The organism is Pseudomonas sp. C5pp (genome assembly GCF_000814065.1).
Taxonomy (GTDB): Bacteria; Pseudomonadota; Gammaproteobacteria; order Pseudomonadales; family Pseudomonadaceae; genus Aquipseudomonas; species Aquipseudomonas asiatica.
On sequence record NZ_JWLN01000026.1, the window covers coordinates 77,278 to 97,533 of the forward strand.

At 62.8% G+C, this 20,256-nt stretch carries 18 protein-coding genes; 11 read left to right on the forward strand and 7 right to left on the reverse strand.

Annotation, left to right across the window (positions count from 1 at the left end; all coding sequences use genetic code 11):
• Positions 1-19: 19 nt before the first annotated feature.
• The 4 genes from crcB to RR51_RS20240 all read right to left on the reverse strand — a co-directional run bounded on the left by crcB (position 20) and on the right by RR51_RS20240 (position 4,976).
• Positions 20-394 carry a fluoride efflux transporter CrcB gene (crcB, locus tag RR51_RS20225; RefSeq protein ID WP_015270966.1) on the reverse strand — a complete coding sequence of 125 codons (375 nt, stop codon included), beginning with the start codon at positions 392-394 and terminating at the stop codon, positions 20-22.
• Positions 391-1,716, reverse strand: coding sequence for a replication-associated recombination protein A (locus RR51_RS20230; protein ID WP_013973284.1), 1,326 nt, complete (start codon positions 1,714-1,716; stop codon positions 391-393). Before RR51_RS20230 ends, crcB begins: the two co-directional genes overlap by 4 nt.
• Positions 1,717-1,728: 12 nt before the next feature.
• Complete coding sequence (lolA, locus tag RR51_RS20235) at positions 1,729-2,364, reverse strand: outer membrane lipoprotein chaperone LolA (RefSeq protein WP_003258873.1); 636 nt, start codon at positions 2,362-2,364, stop codon at positions 1,729-1,731.
• A gap of 62 nt (positions 2,365-2,426) precedes the next feature.
• A complete protein-coding gene (locus RR51_RS20240; RefSeq protein ID WP_442961533.1) occupies positions 2,427-4,976 on the reverse strand; it encodes a DNA translocase FtsK 4TM domain-containing protein in 2,550 nt (849 codons plus the stop codon).
• 385 nt (positions 4,977-5,361) lie between these two features.
• Here RR51_RS20240 and aat point away from each other — a divergent pair, with 385 nt between their 5' ends.
• The 3 genes from aat to infA all read left to right on the forward strand — a co-directional run bounded on the left by aat (position 5,362) and on the right by infA (position 7,126).
• Positions 5,362-6,042 carry a leucyl/phenylalanyl-tRNA--protein transferase gene (gene aat / locus RR51_RS20245; protein WP_015270969.1) on the forward strand — a complete coding sequence of 227 codons (681 nt, stop codon included), beginning with the start codon at positions 5,362-5,364 and terminating at the stop codon, positions 6,040-6,042.
• 55 nt (positions 6,043-6,097) lie between these two features.
• On the forward strand, positions 6,098-6,805 hold the full coding sequence (locus RR51_RS20250) for an arginyltransferase (RefSeq protein ID WP_039614507.1): 708 nt from the start codon (positions 6,098-6,100) through the stop codon (positions 6,803-6,805).
• A gap of 102 nt (positions 6,806-6,907) precedes the next feature.
• Positions 6,908-7,126: a translation initiation factor IF-1 gene (infA, locus tag RR51_RS20255; RefSeq protein ID WP_002553999.1), complete on the forward strand. Its 219-nt coding sequence runs from the start codon at positions 6,908-6,910 to the stop codon at positions 7,124-7,126.
• Positions 7,127-7,268: 142 nt separating this feature from the next.
• On the opposite strand, the gene clpA is transcribed toward infA, so the two are convergent.
• Together clpA and clpS are read right to left on the reverse strand one after the other, a co-directional pair.
• Positions 7,269-9,539, reverse strand: a complete 2,271-nt coding sequence (gene clpA / locus RR51_RS20260) for an ATP-dependent Clp protease ATP-binding subunit ClpA (protein ID WP_013973289.1) — start codon at positions 9,537-9,539, stop codon at positions 7,269-7,271.
• A 30-nt stretch (positions 9,540-9,569) separates the two neighbouring features.
• Positions 9,570-9,932: an ATP-dependent Clp protease adapter ClpS gene (gene clpS / locus RR51_RS20265; RefSeq protein ID WP_013973290.1), complete on the reverse strand. Its 363-nt coding sequence runs from the start codon at positions 9,930-9,932 to the stop codon at positions 9,570-9,572.
• Between the two features lie 229 nt (positions 9,933-10,161).
• Between clpS and cspD the strand changes: the two genes are divergently transcribed.
• Entirely contained in the window at positions 10,162-10,422 is a 261-nt protein-coding gene (cspD, locus tag RR51_RS20270) for a cold shock domain-containing protein CspD (RefSeq protein ID WP_013973291.1), read from the forward strand.
• Between the two features lie 73 nt (positions 10,423-10,495).
• On the opposite strand, the gene icd is transcribed toward cspD, so the two are convergent.
• On the reverse strand, positions 10,496-11,752 hold the full coding sequence (gene icd, locus RR51_RS20275; RefSeq protein WP_013973292.1) for an NADP-dependent isocitrate dehydrogenase: 1,257 nt from the start codon (positions 11,750-11,752) through the stop codon (positions 10,496-10,498).
• Between the two features lie 427 nt (positions 11,753-12,179).
• Here icd and RR51_RS20280 point away from each other — a divergent pair, with 427 nt between their 5' ends.
• The 7 genes from RR51_RS20280 to RR51_RS20310 all read left to right on the forward strand — a co-directional run bounded on the left by RR51_RS20280 (position 12,180) and on the right by RR51_RS20310 (position 20,122).
• Positions 12,180-14,405 carry an NADP-dependent isocitrate dehydrogenase gene (locus RR51_RS20280; protein ID WP_013973293.1) on the forward strand — a complete coding sequence of 742 codons (2,226 nt, stop codon included), beginning with the start codon at positions 12,180-12,182 and terminating at the stop codon, positions 14,403-14,405.
• A 191-nt stretch (positions 14,406-14,596) separates the two neighbouring features.
• On the forward strand, positions 14,597-15,037 hold the full coding sequence (locus tag RR51_RS20285; RefSeq protein ID WP_023662388.1) for an NUDIX hydrolase: 441 nt from the start codon (positions 14,597-14,599) through the stop codon (positions 15,035-15,037).
• A 60-nt stretch (positions 15,038-15,097) separates the two neighbouring features.
• A complete protein-coding gene (gene mnmA, locus RR51_RS20290) occupies positions 15,098-16,222 on the forward strand; it encodes a tRNA 2-thiouridine(34) synthase MnmA (RefSeq protein WP_039614508.1) in 1,125 nt (374 codons plus the stop codon).
• A complete protein-coding gene (gene hflD / locus RR51_RS20295) occupies positions 16,219-16,845 on the forward strand; it encodes a high frequency lysogenization protein HflD (RefSeq protein ID WP_015270973.1) in 627 nt (208 codons plus the stop codon). Before mnmA ends, hflD begins: the two co-directional genes overlap by 4 nt.
• Positions 16,846-17,082: 237 nt before the next feature.
• Positions 17,083-18,453 (forward strand): adenylosuccinate lyase, encoded by a 1,371-nt coding sequence (gene purB, locus RR51_RS20300; RefSeq protein ID WP_013973297.1) that lies wholly within the window; start codon positions 17,083-17,085, stop codon positions 18,451-18,453.
• A gap of 81 nt (positions 18,454-18,534) precedes the next feature.
• A complete protein-coding gene (locus tag RR51_RS20305) occupies positions 18,535-19,701 on the forward strand; it encodes a ribosomal protein uL16 3-hydroxylase (RefSeq protein WP_013973298.1) in 1,167 nt (388 codons plus the stop codon).
• Complete coding sequence (locus RR51_RS20310) at positions 19,694-20,122, forward strand: GNAT family N-acetyltransferase (protein WP_003258855.1); 429 nt, start codon at positions 19,694-19,696, stop codon at positions 20,120-20,122. The genes RR51_RS20305 and RR51_RS20310 overlap by 8 nt, the downstream gene beginning before the upstream one ends.
• Positions 20,123-20,256 lie beyond the last annotated feature (134 nt).

Here is a 20,256-nt window from a genome sequence, read left to right on the forward strand (position 1 = left end):
GTTATGTGTAGGTGTTGGTTCAGAATCGGGTCAGGGACAGGCCGGCCCAGGTCGCGAGCAGCCCGCCCACCACGCTGATACCGGTATAGCCCAAAGCCAGGGGCACTTGCCCGCTTTCCAGCAGGCGTACGGTATCCAGCGAAAAGGAGGAAAAAGTCGTCAGGCCGCCGAGGAAGCCGACGATCAGCCCGGCGCGCAGCTCGACCGGCACGATCGGCTTGTGCAAGAACAGACCATAAAGCAGGCCGATCAGCAGGCAGCCAACCAGGTTGACCGCCAGCGTACCGAGATAGAAGTGCCGTGGCCAGTGGGCAGACACCCAGTTGGTGGTGGCAAAGCGCAACAAGGTACCGGCAATACCGCCAGCGCTGACGGCGGCAATCAGTGCAATCACGGCTTTCTCCGCTGGCGGGGGCTGTTGCGGTCAAGGTCGGCAAGGTGGCGCAGCTTCTCGCCAATCTTCAGTTCCAGGCCACGGGGCACCGGCTGGTAGTACTGGCGCGGCTCGAGCTCCTCGGGGAAGTAGTCTTCGCCGGCGGCATAGGCGTCGGGTTCATCGTGGGCATAGCGGTACTCGTCGCCGTAGCCCAGTTGCTTCATCAGCTTGGTCGGGGCGTTGCGCAGGTGCAACGGCACTTCCAGCGAGCCATGCTCGGCGGCCTCGCGCAGGGCGGTCTTGAAGCCCATGTACACCGCGTTGCTCTTCGGCGCGCAGGCAAGGTAGGTGATGGCCTGGGCCACCGCCAGTTCGCCCTCGGGGCTGCCCAGGCGCTCTTGCACATCCCAGGCCGCCAGGCACAGGCTGAGCGCGCGCGGGTCGGCGTTGCCGATGTCTTCGCTGGCCATGCGCACCACGCGGCGGGCAATGTACAGCGGATCGCAGCCGCCATCGAGCATGCGCGCGAACCAGTACAGGGCGCCATCGGGGTTGGAGCCACGCACTGACTTGTGCAGCGCGGAAATCTGGTCGTAGAACGCCTCGCCACCCTTGTCGAAGCGGCGGCGGCTGTCGCCGAGCAGGCTCTGCAACATCTCGACATCGATCTCGCTGCCGTCTTCAGCCAGGTCCGAGGCGTTTTCCAGGAAGTTGAGCATGCGCCGGCCATCGCCGTCGGCGGCGGCCATCAGCATCTTGAAGGCGTCATCGCCAACCCGCAGGTTGCGCTTGCCCAGGCCGCGCTCTTCCGTCAACGCGCGGTTGACCAGCTTGCGCAGCGCCGCCTCGTCCAGGCTCTTGAGCACATACACCCGCGCCCGCGAAAGCAGTGCGTTGTTCAGCTCGAACGACGGGTTTTCGGTGGTGGCGCCAATGAACAGCAGGGTGCCGTCTTCCACATAGGGCAGGAAGGCATCCTGCTGTGACTTGTTGAAGCGGTGCACTTCGTCGACGAACAGGATGGTTCGGCGGCCGTACTGGCCAGCCTGCTGCTTGGCCACCTCGACCGCCTGGCGAATCTCCTTCACCCCGGCCAATACCGCCGATACCGTTTCGAAGTGCGCGTCGCAGAACTGCGCCAGCAGCCGCGCGAGGGTGGTCTTGCCCACCCCCGGCGGCCCCCAGAAGATCATCGAGTGCAGCGCACCCTGCTCCAGCGCTTCGCGCAGCGGTTTGCCGCGCGCCAGCAGGTGCTCCTGGCCGACGTACTCGTCCAGGTTGGACGGGCGCAGACGAGCGGCCAGGGGCTGGGCGACGGGTTCGCTTCGAAACAGGTCCATGGCGAGCTCTGGTTACTCCTTGATGACGTCCGCGCCTTTGGGGATGTCGAACTTGAACTTGCTGTCCGGCACCGCCTGGTTGGCTTTCACGCCATTGAACAGGATGTTGGTGCGCTGGCCGACGCTGTCGATCAGTTGCATGTCGTTGATCAGGCCCTTGCGGAACGACACGCGCAGCGAGTCGAACAGCGTGTCCTTGGTCTTCGGCTTGAGGGTGAAGTCCATCACTTCGCCCTGCTCCTTCGAGCTGATGTCGAAGCTCTGGCTGATCTTCGACACGTCACCGGACAGCAGCAGCGCCGGGGTCTGGTTCAGGCGCTGGTCGAGCTTCTTGATGGTCGCCTGTTCCAGGTCCGGGTCCCACAGGGTGACGTTCTTGCCGTCGGATACCACCACCTGCTCCTGCGGCGCATCGGTGTGCCAGTAGAACAGGCCCGGGCGCTTGACGGTCATCTTGCCGGATGTTTCCTGCAGGCTGGTGCCGCCAGCGTCCAGGGTCAGCTGGGAAAAGTTGGCCTCGATGGTCTGCGACTTTTCCAGCAATTGGGTCAGGCGTTGTACGTCTTGCTCACCGGCAAAAGCCGATACGGTGGCCGACACAGAAGCCGCGGCCAGGGCAGAAACCAACAGCATGCGAATCGCGCGCATGGGAGTCCTCATCGAGCATTGAAAAGGCCGGGCGCCACCGTTGGCGCCCGGCAAGGTGTTCGTCAGTCGCGCGGGCCGCCCGGGGCTATCACTTCCCGCGAGCCGTTGCTGTTCATGGGGGTGACCACGCCGGCCATTTCCATGGCTTCGATCATGCGGGCGGCGCGGTTGTAGCCGATCTTCAGTTTGCGCTGCACAGCCGAGATGGACGCGCGGCGGCTTTCCAGCACGAACTGCACGGCCTCATCATACAGGGCGTCGCTTTCCGAATCTTCGCCATCGCCACCACCACCGCCGCCTTCGAAGCCGCTGCCGGCCTCCTCGACGCCGTTGAGGATGTCGTCGTTGTAGTCCGGAGCGCCGCGCAGCTTCCACGCTTCGACCACGCGGTGCACCTCGTCGTCGGAGACGAACGCGCCGTGCACACGAATCGGCAGGCTGGTGCCCGGCGGCATGTACAGCATGTCACCGTGGCCCAGCAGCTGCTCGGCACCACCCTGGTCGATGATGGTCCGCGAGTCGATCTTGCTCGATACCTGGAATGCCATGCGGGTCGGGATGTTGGCCTTGATCAGGCCGGTAATCACGTCCACCGACGGGCGCTGGGTAGCGAGGATCAGGTGGATACCGGCGGCCCGCGCCTTCTGGGCGATACGGGCGATCAGCTCTTCGACCTTCTTGCCGACGATCATCATCATGTCGGCGAATTCGTCGACCACCACCACGATGGTCGGCAGGGTTTTCAGCGCAGGCGGCTCGTCGTCCATGCTCTCGCGGCGGTACAGCGGGTCATGGATGATCTCGCCGGCTTCCTGGGCGTCCTTGATCTTGCGGTTGAAGCCGGCCAGGTTACGCACGCCCATGGCCGCCATCAGCTTGTAGCGCCGCTCCATCTCAGCCACGCTCCAGCGCAAGGCGTTGGCGGCGTCCTTCATGTCGGTGACCACCGGGCACAGCAGGTGCGGGATGCCCTCGTAGATCGACAGTTCGAGCATTTTCGGGTCGATCATGATCAGCCGCGCGTCTTCCGGGCTGGACTTGAACAGGATCGACAGGATCATCGCGTTCACACCCACCGACTTACCGGAACCGGTGGTACCGGCCACCAGCAGGTGCGGCATCTTGGCCAGGTCGGTGATCACCGGCTTGCCGCCGATGTCGTGGCCCAGGGCCAGGGTGACCGGCGATTTCTGCTCGTCGTACTGCGGCGTGGCCAGCACTTCGGAGAAACGCACCATCTGCCGGTTCTCGTTGGGGATCTCGATACCCACGGTGGTCTTGCCGGGGATGACCTCGACCACACGCACACTGGTCACTGCCAGCGAACGCGCCAGGTCCTTGGCCAGGTTGGCGATACGGCTGACCTTCACACCGGCGGCCGGCTGGATTTCGTAGCGGGTAATCACCGGGCCCGGATGGATCGAGTCCACCGCCACTTCCACGCCGAATTCCTTGAGTTTGATTTCCAGCAGCTGGCCGACACCGGCCAGGGATTCCGGCGAGTACTCGATCTTCTTCTGTTCGGCCGGGTCGAGGATGGAGATCGACGGCAAGGTGCCTTCCACCGCGCTGTCGACGAACAGCGGCGCCTGCTTCTCCTTCATCACCCGCTTGCTCGGCTCCGGCGCCCTGGCGGGTGTCGGCGGCACGATCATCGGGGCCGCGGCAGGTGGTTCGCGAGAGATTACCGGCTCACGAGGTGCCGGCGACTCGCGTGGCACCACAGGCTCGCGCGACAGGGTTGGCTCACGTGGTTCGACCGGCTGGGCAGGTGCTTCTTCACGCTTGAAAATGCGCTCGCGCAGCGCCGGCTTGGCCGGTTCGCGCTTGTCGGCGGCCATTGGCGCGGCCTTGATCACCGGTTCATCCTCGCGCAGCTGCGCCTCCAGGCGCTTGCGCTCGTTGCGCGCTTCCCACCAACGGTTGGCGGCGCCCTGCACCAGCTCGAACAGGTCGAGGGTGATCTTGCCGGTCAGGTCCATCACCTTGAACCACGACAGGTCGGTGAACACGGTCAGGCCGAACAGGAACAGGGCAATGAACATCAGCGTGCTGCCCTGCACGTTCAGCAGGTTGCGCGCTAGGTCGCCGAGGCTCTCGCCCAAGGCACCACCGGCGGAGAACGGCATGCTCGCAGGCGGGTGGAAATGGATATGGGCCAGCGCCGCACCAGACAGCACCAGAAACACCAGGCCGATCAGCCGCCAGGAGAACAGCCAGCCGCTCCAGTCCCAGGGCTGGTGGCGTTCGCGGAAGATCTGCCAGGTCTTTATCGCCAGCAGCAGCGGGAAGATGTAGGCGAAGTACCCCAGCACCATGAACAGGATGTCGGCGAAGTAGGCACCGGCACGCCCGGCGGCGTTCTGCACCTGGTCGACGTTGCTGGTGTGGCTGAAGCCCGGGTCCGACGTATCGTAGGTCAGCAGCGCCATCCACAGGTACAGGCACAGGGCGCCGACAGCGATCAACGCACCTTCCTTGAGGCGATAATGCAGCTGCTGCCGCCACAGAGGGACGGGCAAGGGAGCTGGAGTTGCGGTGGATTTCTTCAAAACGCGTCTATTCCTGCGCGTGCTGCGCGTCCAATAGTGATCGGCCGACGGTGCGGCCAATGAACCACTACTTTTAACATTACTGCCCGCCAGCCGCCATGGCGGCACGCCAGATGGGGGTTTGGCCGGGGGCGACTTTCATATAGCTGCAATTTGAGCATGCATTTTCTTTTGTGACAAAGGCTTATGCTGTGTTTTTGCACAGGTGTGACAGCAAATGTAGCGGATGGTGCCTGCGGTTTCATGAATGTGTAGGAAATTGCCTATTTTCATTACCTGTGCCGGCCTCTTCGCGGGCTTGCCCGCTCCCACAGGCACCCCGCAGGCTCCAGAGCCTGCACATGGCCTGTGGGAGCGGGCGCGCCCGCGAAGAAGCCAAAGAGATTGACCCTGCTTTTCACCCGCGCCATGCTGCCCTCTCCCCTCCCCCACCGCACGATAGACCATGCTCACCTGGCTGACCCGCGACTCGCTGACCTTCCCGCCTCTGGAAAAGGCCCTGCATGACCCCAACGGCCTGCTCGCTGCCGGCGGCGACCTGAGCCCCGAGCGCCTGGTGCAGGCCTATCGCCATGGCTGCTTCCCATGGTATCAGGACGGCCAGCCGATCCTCTGGTGGTCACCCGACCCGCGCACGGTGCTGCTCCCGGACCAGCTGCACGTGTCGCGCTCGCTGGCCAAGCTGATGCGCCAGGGCCGTTACCAGGTCAGCTTCGACACAGACTTCCCCGCGGTGATCGCCGCCTGCGCCGCGCCGCGTGACTACGCCGACGGCACCTGGATCACCGACACCATGCGTGCCGCCTACTGCGAGCTGCACCGACGCGGCATCGCCCATTCGGTGGAGGTGCGACAGGACGGCGAGCTGGTCGGTGGTCTGTATGGCTTGGCCATGGGCCAGCTGTTCTTCGGTGAATCGATGTTCAGCCGCGCCGACAACGCTTCCAAGGTCGGCTTCGTGACTTTGGTCAACCACCTGCGCCAGGCCGGTTTCGTCCTCATCGACTGCCAGATGCCAACCAACCATTTGCACAGCCTGGGAGCCCACGCCATCAGCCGCGCCGAGTTTGCCGACTACCTGGCACGCCACCTCGACCAGCCCAACAGCGCCACATGGCTTCCCTAGGCGAGTTCCCGTAGCTGGCTTACACTTAAACAAAGTCTCACCGAGGGGGTTGATCATGACAGAGTTGGCGCGGTTGAAGTTCTATGCCACTCAACCCCACTCCTGCAGCTACCTGCCCGACGAACAGGCAACCACACTGTTCCTCGACCCCAGCCAGCCGATGGACGTGCACGTGTACGCCGATTTGTCGGAAATGGGCTTCCGCCGCAGTGGCGACCACCTGTACCGCCCGCACTGCCAGAACTGCAATGCCTGCGTGCCGGCACGCATCCCGGCGGCGCGCTTCATCCCCAACCGCCAGCAACGGCGCATCCTCAAGCGCAACGCCGACCTGACCGTGACCGCCGCACGTCCAGCGTTCAAGGAAGAGTACTTCGACCTGTACCGGCGCTATATCGAAACGCGCCATGCCGACGGTGACATGTACCCGCCCAGCCGCGATCAGTTCTCCACCTTCCTGGTGCGCGACCTGCCGTTCTGCTGGTTCTATGAGTTCCGCCTGGATGGCCGCTTGATGGCGGTGGCGGTGTGCGACCTGCTGCCCAACGGCCTGTCGGCTGTGTACACCTTCTACGAGCCGGACGAAGAACGCCGGAGCCTGGGCCGCTTTGCCATTCTCTGGCAGATCACCGAAGCCCTGCGCCAGGACCTGGAAGCGGTTTACCTGGGTTACTGGATCAAGAACTGCAAGAAAATGAACTACAAGACACAGTATCGGCCTATCGAATTGCTGATAAACCAGCGCTGGGTCACCCTCAACTGAAAGGCATTGGCTTGACACACAGTTTTCGGGCATAATCCACGCCACTTTTTTGCCCGGTGCGGTTATGCGTCGGGCCAACACTGGATCCGAGGGCTCTACTGCATGTCGAAAGAAGACAGCTTCGAAATGGAAGGTACTGTCGTCGACACCCTGCCCAACACCATGTTCCGCGTGGAGTTGGAAAACGGGCACGTCGTAACCGCGCACATCTCCGGAAAGATGCGCAAGAACTACATCCGTATTCTCACTGGCGACAAGGTCCGCGTCGAACTGACGCCCTACGACCTGAGCAAGGGCCGCATCACCTACCGTGCGCGCTAAGCTCAAGCCATGAAAAAGCCCGGCCATGTGCCGGGCTTTTTTGTGCCTGTCAGATTGCAGGGGGCCGCTCCTACAAGGGGAGCGTGCATTCCCTGTAGGAGCAGCCTTGTGCTGCGAATGGGCCGCAACGCGGCCCCCGCTGTCACGCAACCTCAGCCGTGGTCTCGAAGTCGAACACCAGCTCGCCATCGCGCAGGTCGACGTGCACCACGCCACCATGCTCGGCCAGTTCGCCAAACAGGATCTCCTCGGCCAGCGGCCGCTTGATCTTGTCCTGGATCAGCCGCGCCATCGGCCGCGCACCCATCTGCACGTCGTAGCCCGAGGCCGCCAGCCAACCGCGCGCATCATCGCTGACTTCCAGCAGCACACGCTTGTCCTCCAGCTGCGCCTGCAGTTCGATAAGGAACTTGTCGACGATGCTCTTGATCGTCTCGTGGCTCAGGCGGCCGAACTGGATGATGGTGTCCAGGCGGTTGCGGAACTCCGGCGTGAAGCTCTTGCGGATGACTTCCATGGCATCGGACGCATGGTCCTGATGGGTAAAGCCGATCGAGGCCCGCGCGGCGGTTTCAGCGCCAGCGTTGGTGGTCATGATCAGGATCACGTTGCGGAAGTCGGCCTTGCGCCCGTTGTTGTCGGTCAGGGTACCGTGGTCCATCACCTGCAGCAGCAGGTTGAAGACTTCCGGGTGGGCCTTCTCGATTTCGTCGAGCAGCAATACGCAGTGCGGTTGCTTGGTGATCGCCTCGGTCAGCAAGCCACCCTGATCGAAGCCAACATAGCCAGGAGGCGCACCGATCAGGCGCGACACGGTGTGGCGCTCCATGTACTCGGACATGTCGAAGCGCACCAGCTCGACACCCAGCGCCTTGGCCAGCTGCCGTGCTGCTTCGGTCTTGCCGACGCCGGTCGGGCCGGCGAACAGGAACGAACCGACAGGCTTGTCCGGCGACTTGAGGCCGGCGCGGGACAGCTTGATAGCGGTGGCCAGCGAATCGATCGCCTGGTCCTGACCAAATACGGTCAACTTCAGGTCACGCTCGAGGTTGCGCAGCAGTTCCTTGTCGGAACTGGTGACGTGCTTCGGCGGAATGCGCGCAATCTTGGCGACGATGTCTTCGACCTGCGGCACGTCGATGCGCTTGACGCGGTTGGCCTCCGGCTGCAGGCGCTGGTAGGCACCGGCTTCGTCGATCACGTCGATGGCCTTGTCCGGCATGTGCCGGTCATTGATATAGCGCGAGGCCAGTTCAGCGGCGGCGCGCAAGGCTTCGTCGCTGTACTCGATGTTGTGGTGGCTTTCGAAGCGCCCTTTCAGGCCACGCAGGATGCCCACGGTGTCTTCGACCGACGGCTCGCTGACATCAACCTTCTGGAAGCGTCGTGCCAGGGCACGGTCCTTCTCGAAGATGCCGCGGAATTCCTGGAAGGTGGTCGAACCGATGCAACGGATCTCACCGGACGACAGCAGTGGCTTGAGCAGGTTGGAAGCATCCATCACCCCGCCCGACGCCGCGCCGGCACCAATGATGGTGTGGATTTCATCGATGAACAGGATCGCCTGCGGGCGTTTGCGCAGCTCGCCGAGCAGCGCCTTGAAACGCTTCTCGAAATCGCCACGGTATTTGGTACCAGCCAGCAGTGCGCCGAGGTCGAGGGAATACACCACGCTTTGCGCCAGCAGGTCGGGCACCTGGCCATCGACGATGCGCTTGGCCAGGCCTTCGGCGATGGCGGTCTTGCCCACGCCTGCCTCACCCACCAGCAGCGGGTTGTTCTTGCGCCGACGGGCAAGGATTTGCGCCACGCGCTCCACTTCCTGCTCGCGGCCTACCAGCGGGTCGATACGGCCGGCACGGGCCAGTTCGTTCAGGTTGCTGGCGTAGGCATCCAGCGGGTTGCTCGAAGAGGCGGTATCGCCGCCCTCTTCGTCCTGCATTTCCTGGTCGCTTTCGGAATGCGAACCATGGCCCGGCACCTTGGAGATGCCATGGGCGATGTAGTTGACCACGTCGATGCGGGCCACGCTCTGCTGCTTGAGCAGGAACACGGCCTGGCTTTCCTGTTCGCTGAAGATCGCAACCAGCACGTTGGCGCCAGTGACTTCACGCTTGCCGGAGCTTTGCACGTGGAACACGGCACGCTGCAGCACACGCTGGAAGCCCAGGGTCGGCTGGGTTTCACGATCTTCGTCGTTGACCGGAATCAGGGGTGTGGTGGAATCGATGAACTCTTGCAGGTCGTGCTTGAGTTTGTCGAGATTGGCGCCACAGGCGCGCAGAACGGTCGCGGCAGCCTCATTGTCAAGGAGTGCCAGCAGCAGATGTTCGACGGTCATGAACTCATGACGCTTCGAACGAGCCTCCTTGAAGGCAAGATTGAGGGTGACTTCGAGCTCGCGGTTTAACATAGCTTCACCTCATACCCAAGTGGTCGGCGATTAACCGTCCTTCTCGATTTCACAGAGTAGCGGATGCTGGCTTTCCCTGGCGTATTGGTTGACCTGCATAGCCTTTGTTTCGGCGATGTCACGGGTAAACAATCCGCACACTGCCCGCCCTTCGGTATGGACGGTCAGCATGATCTTGGTCGCCAGCTCGCGGTTCAGATTGAAGAACGTCTCGAGCACTTCGACGACGAAATCCATCGGCGTGTAGTCATCGTTGAACAAAACCACCTTGTACATAGGTGGCGCCTGCAGGATCGGCTTGGCTTCCTGAACTGCAAGACCTGAGCCGTCGTCCTCATTCGATTGCGGGCGATCCTGATTGAATGTTAGTCGAATCTCACTAGGTGCATGCATGGAAAGAATTTCATCATGAGCGACAGGTTAAGGTTGTGGGTTGACTGCGAAGGGCACGGCCAGCGCAGGCGCCGGGCGACCTTGACTATCGGCAAAACGGTGTTACAACCAATAAGAACCCACCGTGGTCGATAAAGATCCGCGCAGTCAACCAGATTTTTCGCATGGTTCGTATGCGGATGAGTGGATGATACTCCAGTGATGGAGTCCTTTGCAGAGGGACATAGGGATGGCAAGCGGTAAAGTCAAGTGGTTCAACAATGCCAAGGGCTACGGATTCATCAATGAAGAGGGCAAGGATGAAGACTTGTTCGCTCATTACTCAGCCATCCAGATGGACGGATACAAGACGCTCAAGGCCGGCCAGGCCGTGAGTTTCGAGATTATCCAAGGCCCCAAAGGCCTGCACGCAGTCAAGATCTGCAGCGCTTCCACTGCCGCGCCTGCGCCGACCAGCGCACGGCCAGCCGGCAGCACTGCCGACGCCTGATCTGCTGAGCCGCCTGCCGGTATACGAACAAGCCGGCCGCTACTTTAATGGAAGCGGCCGGTTTTCCATTGCCCTACATATGCTTGATCATTTCATCGCCAAAGCCTGAACTGCTCACCAGTGTGGCGCCGTCCATCAGGCGCTCGAAGTCATAGGTCACGGTCTTGGCGGCAATCGCGCCGTTGGTACCCTTGATGATCAGGTCTGCCGCCTCGGTCCAGCCCATGTGCCGCAGCATCATCTCCGCCGACAGGATCACCGAACCCGGGTTGACCTTGTCCTGCCCGGCATACTTGGGCGCGGTGCCGTGGGTGGCCTCGAACATGGCCACGGTATCGGACAGGTTGGCACCCGGCGCAATGCCGATACCACCCACTTCCGCCGCCAGGGCGTCGGACAGGTAGTCACCGTTGAGGTTGAGGGTGGCGATCACGTCGTACTCGGCCGGGCGCAGCAGGATCTGCTGCAGCATGGCGTCGGCGATGGCGTCCTTGACGATGACCTCGCGCCCACTCTTGGGGTTCTTGAACTTCATCCACGGGCCACCATCGAGCAACTCGGCCCCGAACTCGTCGCGCGCCACTTCATAACCCCAGTCCTTGAAGGCACCCTCGGTGAACTTCATGATGTTGCCCTTGTGCACCAGGGTCAGCGACTCGCGGTCGTTATCCACCACATACTGCAGGGCCTTGCGCACCAAGCGCTTGGTGCCCTCGCGAGACACCGGCTTGACGCCAATGCCACAGTCCTGGTCGAAGCGGATCTTGGTAACGCCCATTTCCTCCTTGAGGAACTTGATCACCTTGTTCGCCTCGGGCGAACCGGCCTTCCACTCGATGCCGGCATAGATATCCTCGGAGTTCTCGCGAAAGATCACCATGTCCACATCGCCTGGCTTCTTCACCGGGCTGGGCACCCCCTGGAACCACAGCACCGGGCGCAGGCACACGTACAGGTCCAGTTGCTGGCGCAAGGCCACGTTGAGCGACCGGATACCGCCGCCCACCGGGGTGGTCAGCGGCCCCTTGATCGACACCACGTAATCACGCACGGCATCGAGGGTTTCCTGCGGCAACCAGGTGTCCTGGTCGTACACCTGGGTGGCTTTTTCGCCGGCGTACACCTCCATCCAGGCGATCTTGCGTTTGCCGCCGTAGGCCTTCTGCACGGCGGCGTCGACCACCTTGATCATTACCGGCGAGACATCGACGCCAATCCCGTCGCCCTCGATATAGGGAATGATCGGGTTGTCAGGAACGTTGAGCGAATGGTCGGCATTGACGGTGATCTTGGTGCCGTCGGTCGGAACCTTGATTTTCTGGTATCCCATGCTTGCACTACTCCGCTGTCGGGTGTGATTGGACATCATGCGATCCACTGAGCCTAAACCACATCTGCCGACCTGCAAGGCATGCGACAACCCACCACATTGCCGCTTAGTCTTTGGTCTTATAAATGGGCCGATATCACTTGGCCTTGCTGATTAGCCCGAATGGTTTGGTATACTCCGCCGCGACCGAAGGGTCATCGGGGCGATCCCTTGGAAAAATGCGGACCGCCCTTGGCCATGAATGGACACAAAGCCTGGCCATAAAGCCTGGGTTGTTACCGCAGCTCAGCACTTGACGCTCGACTGATGCATCCACCATCACCGCTCGCAGCCTCTCGACTTTCCGCTCATGGCGCTGCCAGGGCGATGCGCCTACCCTGCGCACCACGAGACTCGAGCACGCTCAGCACACAGAGAGTTAACCCGCATGCCCACCCGTTCCAAGATCATCTATACCTTCACCGACGAAGCCCCCGCCCTCGCCACTTACTCGCTGCTGCCAATCATCGAAGCCTTCACCGCTTCGGCTGACATCGCCGTCGAAACCCGCGACATCTCCCTGGCTGGCCGCATCCTCGCCGCCTTCCCGGAGCAACTGGGCGCAGAGAAGCAAGTAGGCGATCACCTGGCGGAACTGGGCCAGCTGGCTACCACCCCGGAAGCCAACATCATCAAGCTGCCGAACATCAGCGCCTCGGTACCGCAGCTGAAAGCCGCGATCAAGGAACTGCAAGGCAAGGGCTTCAACATCCCTGACTACGCCGACGAGCCGGCCACCGCGGAAGAGAAAGAATCCCGCGCCCGCTACGACCGCATCAAAGGTTCCGCCGTGAACCCGGTCCTGCGCGAAGGCAACTCCGACCGCCGCGCGCCGCTGTCGGTCAAGAACTACGCCCGCAAGCACCCGCACAAGATGGGCGCCTGGGCTGCCGACTCCAAGTCGCACGTTGCCCACATGACCCAGGGCGACTTCTACGGCAGCGAGAAAGCCGCACTGATCGAAGCTGACGACAGCCTGCGCATCGAGCTGGTCGGCAAAGACGGCAACACCACCGTACTGAAAGAAAAGACTGCGGTAAAAGCTGCCGAAGTCATCGACTGCGCCACCATGAGCCGCAAGGCCCTGAAAGCCTTCATCGCCGAGCAGATCGCCGATGCCAAGGCTTCCGGCGTGCTGCTGTCGGTACACCTGAAAGCCACCATGATGAAGGTCTCCGACCCGATCATGTTCGGCGTCATCGTCGAAGAGTTCTACAACGACGTGCTGGCCAAGCACGCCGCCGCCCTGGCTGAAGTAGGCTTCAACGCCAACAACGGCATCGGCGACCTGTACGCCCGCATCAAGGACCTGCCAGCCGAGAAGCAGGCCGAGATCGAAGCCGACATCCAGGCCCTGTACGCCCAGCGTCCGGCCCTGGCCATGGTCAACTCCGACAAAGGCATCACCAACCTGCACGTGCCGAGCGACGTCATCGTCGACGCCTCGATGCCGGCCATGATCCGTGACTCGGGCAAGATGTGGAACGCCGCTGGCGAACTGCAGGATGCCAAGGCGATCATCCCGGACCGCTGCTACGCCGGCATCTACCAGGCCACCATCGAAGACTGCAAGGCCAACGGCGCCTTCGACCCGACCACCATGGGCAGCGTACCAAACGTCGGCCTGATGGCACAGAAGGCCGAAGAATACGGCTCCCACGACAAGACCTTCCAGATCAAGGCCGACGGCGTCGTGCGCGTGGTCGACAGCAAAGGCCAGGTCGTTCTCGAGCAGAACGTCGAAGCCGGCGACATCTTCCGCATGTGCCAGGTCAAGGACGCGCCGATCCAGGACTGGGTCAAGCTGGCCGTCAACCGTGCCCGCCTGAGCAACACCCCTGCAGTGTTCTGGCTGGACCCGGCCCGCGCCCACGACGGCGTGATGATCGAGAAGGTGCAGAAGTACCTGAAGGATCACGACACCACCGGCCTGGACATCCGCATCCTGGCACCGGTCGACGCCATCAAGTTCTCCCTGGCCCGCATCCGCGAAGGCAAGGACACCATCTCGGTGACCGGCAACGTGCTGCGCGACTACCTGACCGACCTGTTCCCGATCATGGAACTGGGCACCAGCGCCAAGATGCTGTCGATCGTGCCGCTGATGAACGGCGGTGGCCTGTTCGAAACCGGCGCCGGCGGTTCGGCACCGAAGCACGTGCAGCAGCTGGTGGAAGAGAACTTCCTGCGTTGGGACTCGCTGGGTGAATTCCTGGCCCTGGCCGCTTCCCTGGAGCACCTGGGCAACACCTACGACAACCCGCGCGCCAAAGTGCTGGCCAATACCCTGGACCAGGCCACCGGCAAGTTCCTCGACACCAACAAGTCGCCTTCGCGCAAAGTGGGCGGTATCGACAACCGCGGCAGCCACTTCTACCTGACCCTGTACTGGGCCCAGGCCCTGGCTGCGCAGAACGACGACGCTGCCCTGCAGGCACGCTTCGCACCACTGGCCAAGACCCTGACCGAGAACGAGGAGACCATCGTCGCCGAGCTCAACGCCGTCCAGGGCAAGCCGGCCGACATCGGTGGCTACTACGCTCCGGATGCCGAGCTGACCGCCAAGGTGATGCGCCCAAGCCAGACCCTGAACAGCGCCATTGCCGCCCTGTAAGGTCCGCTTGAAGTAACAGCACAAACCCCGGCCACGCACCGGGGTTTGTGCTTTCTGGATAAACGATTTCTGGCCGCCAGCGCGGACTCTTTAGGAGCGGGTTTACCCGCGAATGCGATGGCGAATCCACTGACGCATTCGCGGGTAAACCCGCTCCCACAAGGGCTGTGCAGGCCTCTAAGGAGCTGTTCATGACCTGGCAACCCCACATCACCGTCGCCACCATCGTCGAACACGAAGGCAAGTTCCTTTTCGTCGAAGAGTTCAAAGCCAACCAGCACGTCTTCAACCAGCCCGCCGGCCACCTCGAACCCAACGAGACCCTGCCCCAGGCCGCCCTGCGCGAAACCCTCGAAGAAACCGCCTGGGAAGTCGAGCTCACCGGCGTGGTCGGCATCTACCTGTACACCGCCCCAAGCAACGGCGTGACCTACCAGCGCGTCTGCTTCGCCGCCCGCCCCGTGCGCCATCACGCCGACCTGGCACTGGACAGCGACATCGTCCGCGCCGTGTGGCTGACCCGCGACGAACTGCTGGCCGACCCCGCCCGCTGGCGCAGCGAACTGGTGCCACGCTGTCTCGACGATTACCTCAAAGGCCCCTTGCACAGCCTCGACCTGCTGCGCGACTGACGCGCCGCCGCAGGTTTGATAGAATTGGCGTTTTTCCCCCTTTGATACACACCGGTACCCATGACCAGCCCAGCACTCAAAGACCCCGCCAAGACCCGCGTCATCGTCGGCATGTCCGGCGGCGTGGACTCTTCCGTCTCCGCCCTTCTGCTCATGGAGCAGGGCTACCAGGTGGAAGGGCTGTTCATGAAGAACTGGGAAGAAGACGACGGCACCGAATACTGCACCGCCCGTGAAGACCTGGCCGACGCCCAGGCCGTGTGCGACCGCATCGGCATCAAGCTGCACACCGCCAACTTCGCCGCCGAATACTGGGACAACGTGTTCGAGCACTTCCTCGAAGAGTACAAGGCCGGCCGCACGCCCAACCCGGACATCCTCTGCAACCGCGAAATCAAGTTCAAGGCGTTCCTCGACTACGCCCTGTCGCTGGGTGCCGACCTGATCGCCACCGGCCACTACGTGCGCCGCCGCGACACCGGTGAACTCACCGAGCTGCTCAAGGGCCTGGACCCGAACAAGGACCAGAGCTACTTCCTGCACGCCGTCGGCGGCAAGGAAATCGCACGTACCCTGTTCCCGGTTGGCGAGCTGGAAAAGCCCGAAGTACGCGCCATTGCCGAAAAGCACGGCCTGGCCACCGCCAAGAAAAAGGATTCCACCGGCATCTGCTTCATCGGCGAGCGTCGCTTCAGCGACTTCCTCAAGCAATACCTGCCGGCCCAGCCGGGCAACATCGAGACCACCGACGGTGAAGTGATCGGCCGCCACCACGGCCTGATGTACCACACCATCGGCCAGCGCCAGGGCCTGGGCATTGGCGGCCTGAAGGACGCCGGTGACGAGCCGTGGTACGTGCTGCACAAGGACCTGACCCGCAACGTGCTGGTGGTCGGCCAGGGTAATGAACACCCGTGGCTGTTCTCCCGCGCCCTGCTCGCTTCGGAAATTTTCTGGGTCAACCCGGTCGACCTCAGCAACCCACGCCAGCTCACCGCCAAGGTGCGTTACCGCCAAAGCGACCAGCAGTGCACCCTGGAGCTGACCGAAAGCGGCTACCGCGCAGTGTTCGACGAACCGCAACGCGCCGTCACCCCGGGCCAGTCGGTGGTGTTCTACGACGGCGAAGTGTGCCTGGGCGGCGGCGTGATCGAAGCTGCCGAGCCGTGGAGCCCGCGCGCATGAGCAACCTGCAGGAGCAGCTGATTGCGTTGGGCGGTGTGTTCCAGGCCGCCGTACTGGTCGACCGCATCGCCCGCACCGGCCAGGCCAGCGAGGCCAACATCGGCTGCATGCTGGGCAGCCTGCTGGTCCGTGACCCCAAGGACACCCTGGAAGTTTTCGGCGGTGACGACCTGAACCTGCGCGACGGCTATCGCGCGCTGGTCGGTGCGCTGGAGCGCGACCCCAGCAGCCTGCAGCGCGAGCCACTGCGCTACGCCCTGTCGATGCTGGGCCTTGAACGCCAGTTGAACAAGCGCGGCGACCTGCTCGACACCATCGGCAACCGCCTGCCGCAAATCCAGTCCCAGGCCGAGCATTTTGGCCTGGTTCATGAAAACGTCATCGCTTCCAGCGGAGCCTTGTACCAGGACACCCTGAGCACCTTGCGCCAGCGCATCCAGGTGCATGGCGACATGCGCTTCCTGCAGCAGGCCAGCAATGCCTCGAAAATCCGCGCCCTGCTGCTGGCCGGCATCCGCGCCGCACGCCTGTGGCGCCAGCTGGGCGGGCACCGCTGGCAGCTGGTATTCAGCCGGCGCAAGCTGTTGAACGAACTGTACGACATGATGCGCAGCCCCTCCTGACAGGGGTTTGACAGTTCCGGCCTCATCGCCGGCAAGCCAGCTCCCGCAGGATATGCACTGTGCTCAAGACCGGTGCAGTACCTGCGGGAGCTGCCTTGCTGGTGATAGGGCCAGAACAGGCAATGCACAATGCCACAGCTGATTTATGGCCCGACCTTTGGTCAGCCACCCGACTCGGGCGCGAAATTCATGTATGATATGCGCCCTTCCAAAAGCCTGACTGTCCGAGAACACCCCATGCAGCTCTCTTCGCTCACTGCGGTTTCCCCTGTAGACGGCCGTTATGCCGGCAAAACCCAGGCCTTGCGCCCCATTTTCAGCGAATTCGGCCTGATCCGTTTCCGCGCCCTGGTCGAAGTGCGCTGGCTGCAGCGCCTGGCCGCCCACCCGCAGATCGGCGAAGTGCCGGCGTTCTCCGCCGAAGCCAACGCCCTGCTGGACAGCCTGGCCACCGACTTCAAGCTCGAGCACGCCGAACGCGTCAAGGAAATCGAGCGCACCACCAACCACGACGTCAAGGCGATCGAATACCTCCTCAAGGAGCAGGCCGCCAAGCTGCCTGAGCTGGCCAAGGTCAGCGAGTTCATCCACTTCGCCTGCACCAGCGAGGACATCAACAACCTGTCCCACGCCCTGATGCTGCGCGCCGGCCGTGACGAAGTGCTGCTGCCGCTGATGCGCCAGATCGCCGACGCCATCCGCGCCCTGGCTCACGCCCACGCCGACGTGCCCATGCTGTCGCGCACCCACGGCCAGCCGGCTTCGCCGACCACCCTGGGTAAAGAACTGGCCAACGTTGTGTACCGCCTGGAGCGCCAGATCGCCCAGGTTGCCGCCGTACCGCTGCTGGGCAAGATCAACGGCGCCGTGGGCAACTACAACGCCCACCTGTCGGCCTACTCGCAGATCGACTGGGAGCAGAACGCCCGCGCCTTCATCGAAGACGAGCTGGGCCTGCAGTTCAACCCGTACACCACCCAGATCGAGCCGCACGACTACATCGCCGAGTTGTTCGACGCCATCGCCCGCTTCAACACCATCCTGATCGACTTCGACCGCGATGTGTGGGGCTACATCTCGCTGGGCTACTTCAAGCAGAAGACCGTTGCCGGCGAAATCGGCTCGTCGACCATGCCGCACAAGGTCAACCCGATCGACTTCGAAAACTCCGAAGGCAACCTGGGTATCGCCAACGCGCTGTTCCAGCACCTGGCCAGCAAGCTGCCGATCTCGCGCTGGCAGCGTGACCTGACCGACTCCACCGTGCTGCGCAACCTGGGCGTGGGCTTTGCCCACAGCGTCATCGCCTACGAAGCCAGCCTGAAAGGCATCGGCAAGCTGGAAGTCAACGAAGCCCGCATCGCCGCCGACCTGGACGCCTGCTGGGAAGTGCTGGCCGAGCCGATCCAGACCGTGATGCGCCGCTTCAACATCGAAAACCCCTACGAGAAGCTCAAAGAGCTGACCCGTGGCAAGGGCATCACCCCAGAAGCGCTGCTGACCTTCATCGACGGCCTGGACATGCCAGCCGAAGCCAAGGCCGAGCTCAAGCAGCTGACCCCTGCTACCTACATCGGCAACGCGGCAGCACAGGCCAAACGCATCTAAGCTGACCGTCGCGTTCAACGCCCGGCCTGGCCGGGCGTTTTTATTCCCGGACGAAAATTACATTTTTTCAATAGGTTGAACATGAATCCTGATACTCCACTGCAGCTGCTCGGCGGCATCTCGGCCCGCGAATTCATGCGCGACTACTGGCAGAAGAAGCCGCTGCTGGTGCGCCAGGCATTCCCGGACTTCATCAGCCCGATCGACCCCGACGAGCTGGCCGGCCTGGCCCTGGAAGAGGAAGTAGAGTCGCGTATCGTGCTCGAGCACGGCGCGCACCCGTGGGAGCTGCGCCGCGGCCCGTTCACCGAAGATACCTTCGCCGAGCTGCCGGAAAAGGACTGGACCCTGCTGGTGCAGGCCGTGGACCAGTTCGTCCCGGAAGTAGCCGAACTGCTGGAAAACTTCCGCTTCCTGCCCAGCTGGCGCATCGATGACGTGATGATCAGCTTCGCCGCCCCTGGTGGCAGCGTCGGCCCGCACTTCGACAACTACGACGTGTTCCTGCTGCAGGGCCACGGCCAGCGCAACTGGAAAATCGGCCAGATGTGCAGCAGCGACAGCTCGCTGCTGGAGCACGCCGACCTGCGCATCCTCGCCGACTTCGAGCAGAGCGATGAGTGGACCCTGGAGCCGGGCGACATGCTCTACCTGCCACCACGCCTGGCCCACTACGGCGTGGCCGTGGACGACTGCCTGACCTACTCGGTAGGCTTCCGCGCGCCAAGCGCCGCCGAAGTGCTGACCCACTTCACCGATTTCCTCGGCCAGTTCCTGCCCGATGAAGAACGCTACAGCGACGCCGACGCCCAGCCGGTCAGTGACCCGCACCAGATCCAGCACGATGCCCTCGACCGCCTCAAGGCGCTGCTCGACAAGCACATGGGCGACAAGGACCTGCTGCTGACCTGGTTCGGCCAGTTCATGACCGAGCCGCGCTACCCCGAGCAGATCGTCGGTGAAGAGCTGTCCGAGGAAGAACTGATCGATGCCCTGGAACAAGGCGCCATCCTGATCCGCAACCCGAGCGCGCGCCTGGCCTGGTCGGAGTTCGAAGAAGACCTGCTGCTGTTCGCCAGCGGCCGCAGCTGCCCGCTGCCGGGCAAACTGCGCGAGCTGCTGAAGCTGGTTTGCGCGGCCGACGCCCTGCACATCGACAACCTGGGCGAATGGCTGCAGGATGAAGATGGCCTTATGCTGGTACAGCAGCTGGTCAAACAAGGAAGCCTGGGATTCGCCAATGAATAAGATTCGTGTGCGCCTCGCCGACTGGCACAAGGACAACGCCGACATCCGCCGCATCCGCGAAGCGGTGTTCATTGCCGAACAGCACGTTCCACCAGAACTGGAGTGGGATTCGGATGACCCGACCGCCGCGCACTTCCTGGCCCTGGAAGGCGACTACCCGATCGGCACCGCGCGCCTGCTGCCTGACGGCACCATTGGCCGGGTCTCGGTGCTGAAGGACTGGCGCGGGCTGAAGGTGGGTGACGCGCTGATGAACGCGGTGATTGTCGAAGCACAGAACCGCGACCTGAAGCAGCAGATGCTCAGTGCCCAGGTGCACGCCACGCCGTTCTACGAGCGGCTGGGCTTTCGCGTAGTCAGCGAAGAGTTCCTCGAAGCCGGCATCCCGCACGTGGACATGGTGCGCGACTCGCGCGCCTGATCCACGACCTTCGCACAGGCCCCCACAAATTCTGAAGATTGTGGGGAGCCTGTGGGAGATTCTATGGCCGAAGGCAATTTCTCAGTAGAACCGTCTTCGCCTCTTTCAGCAATCTCCAGGCACAAGTCAGCGCG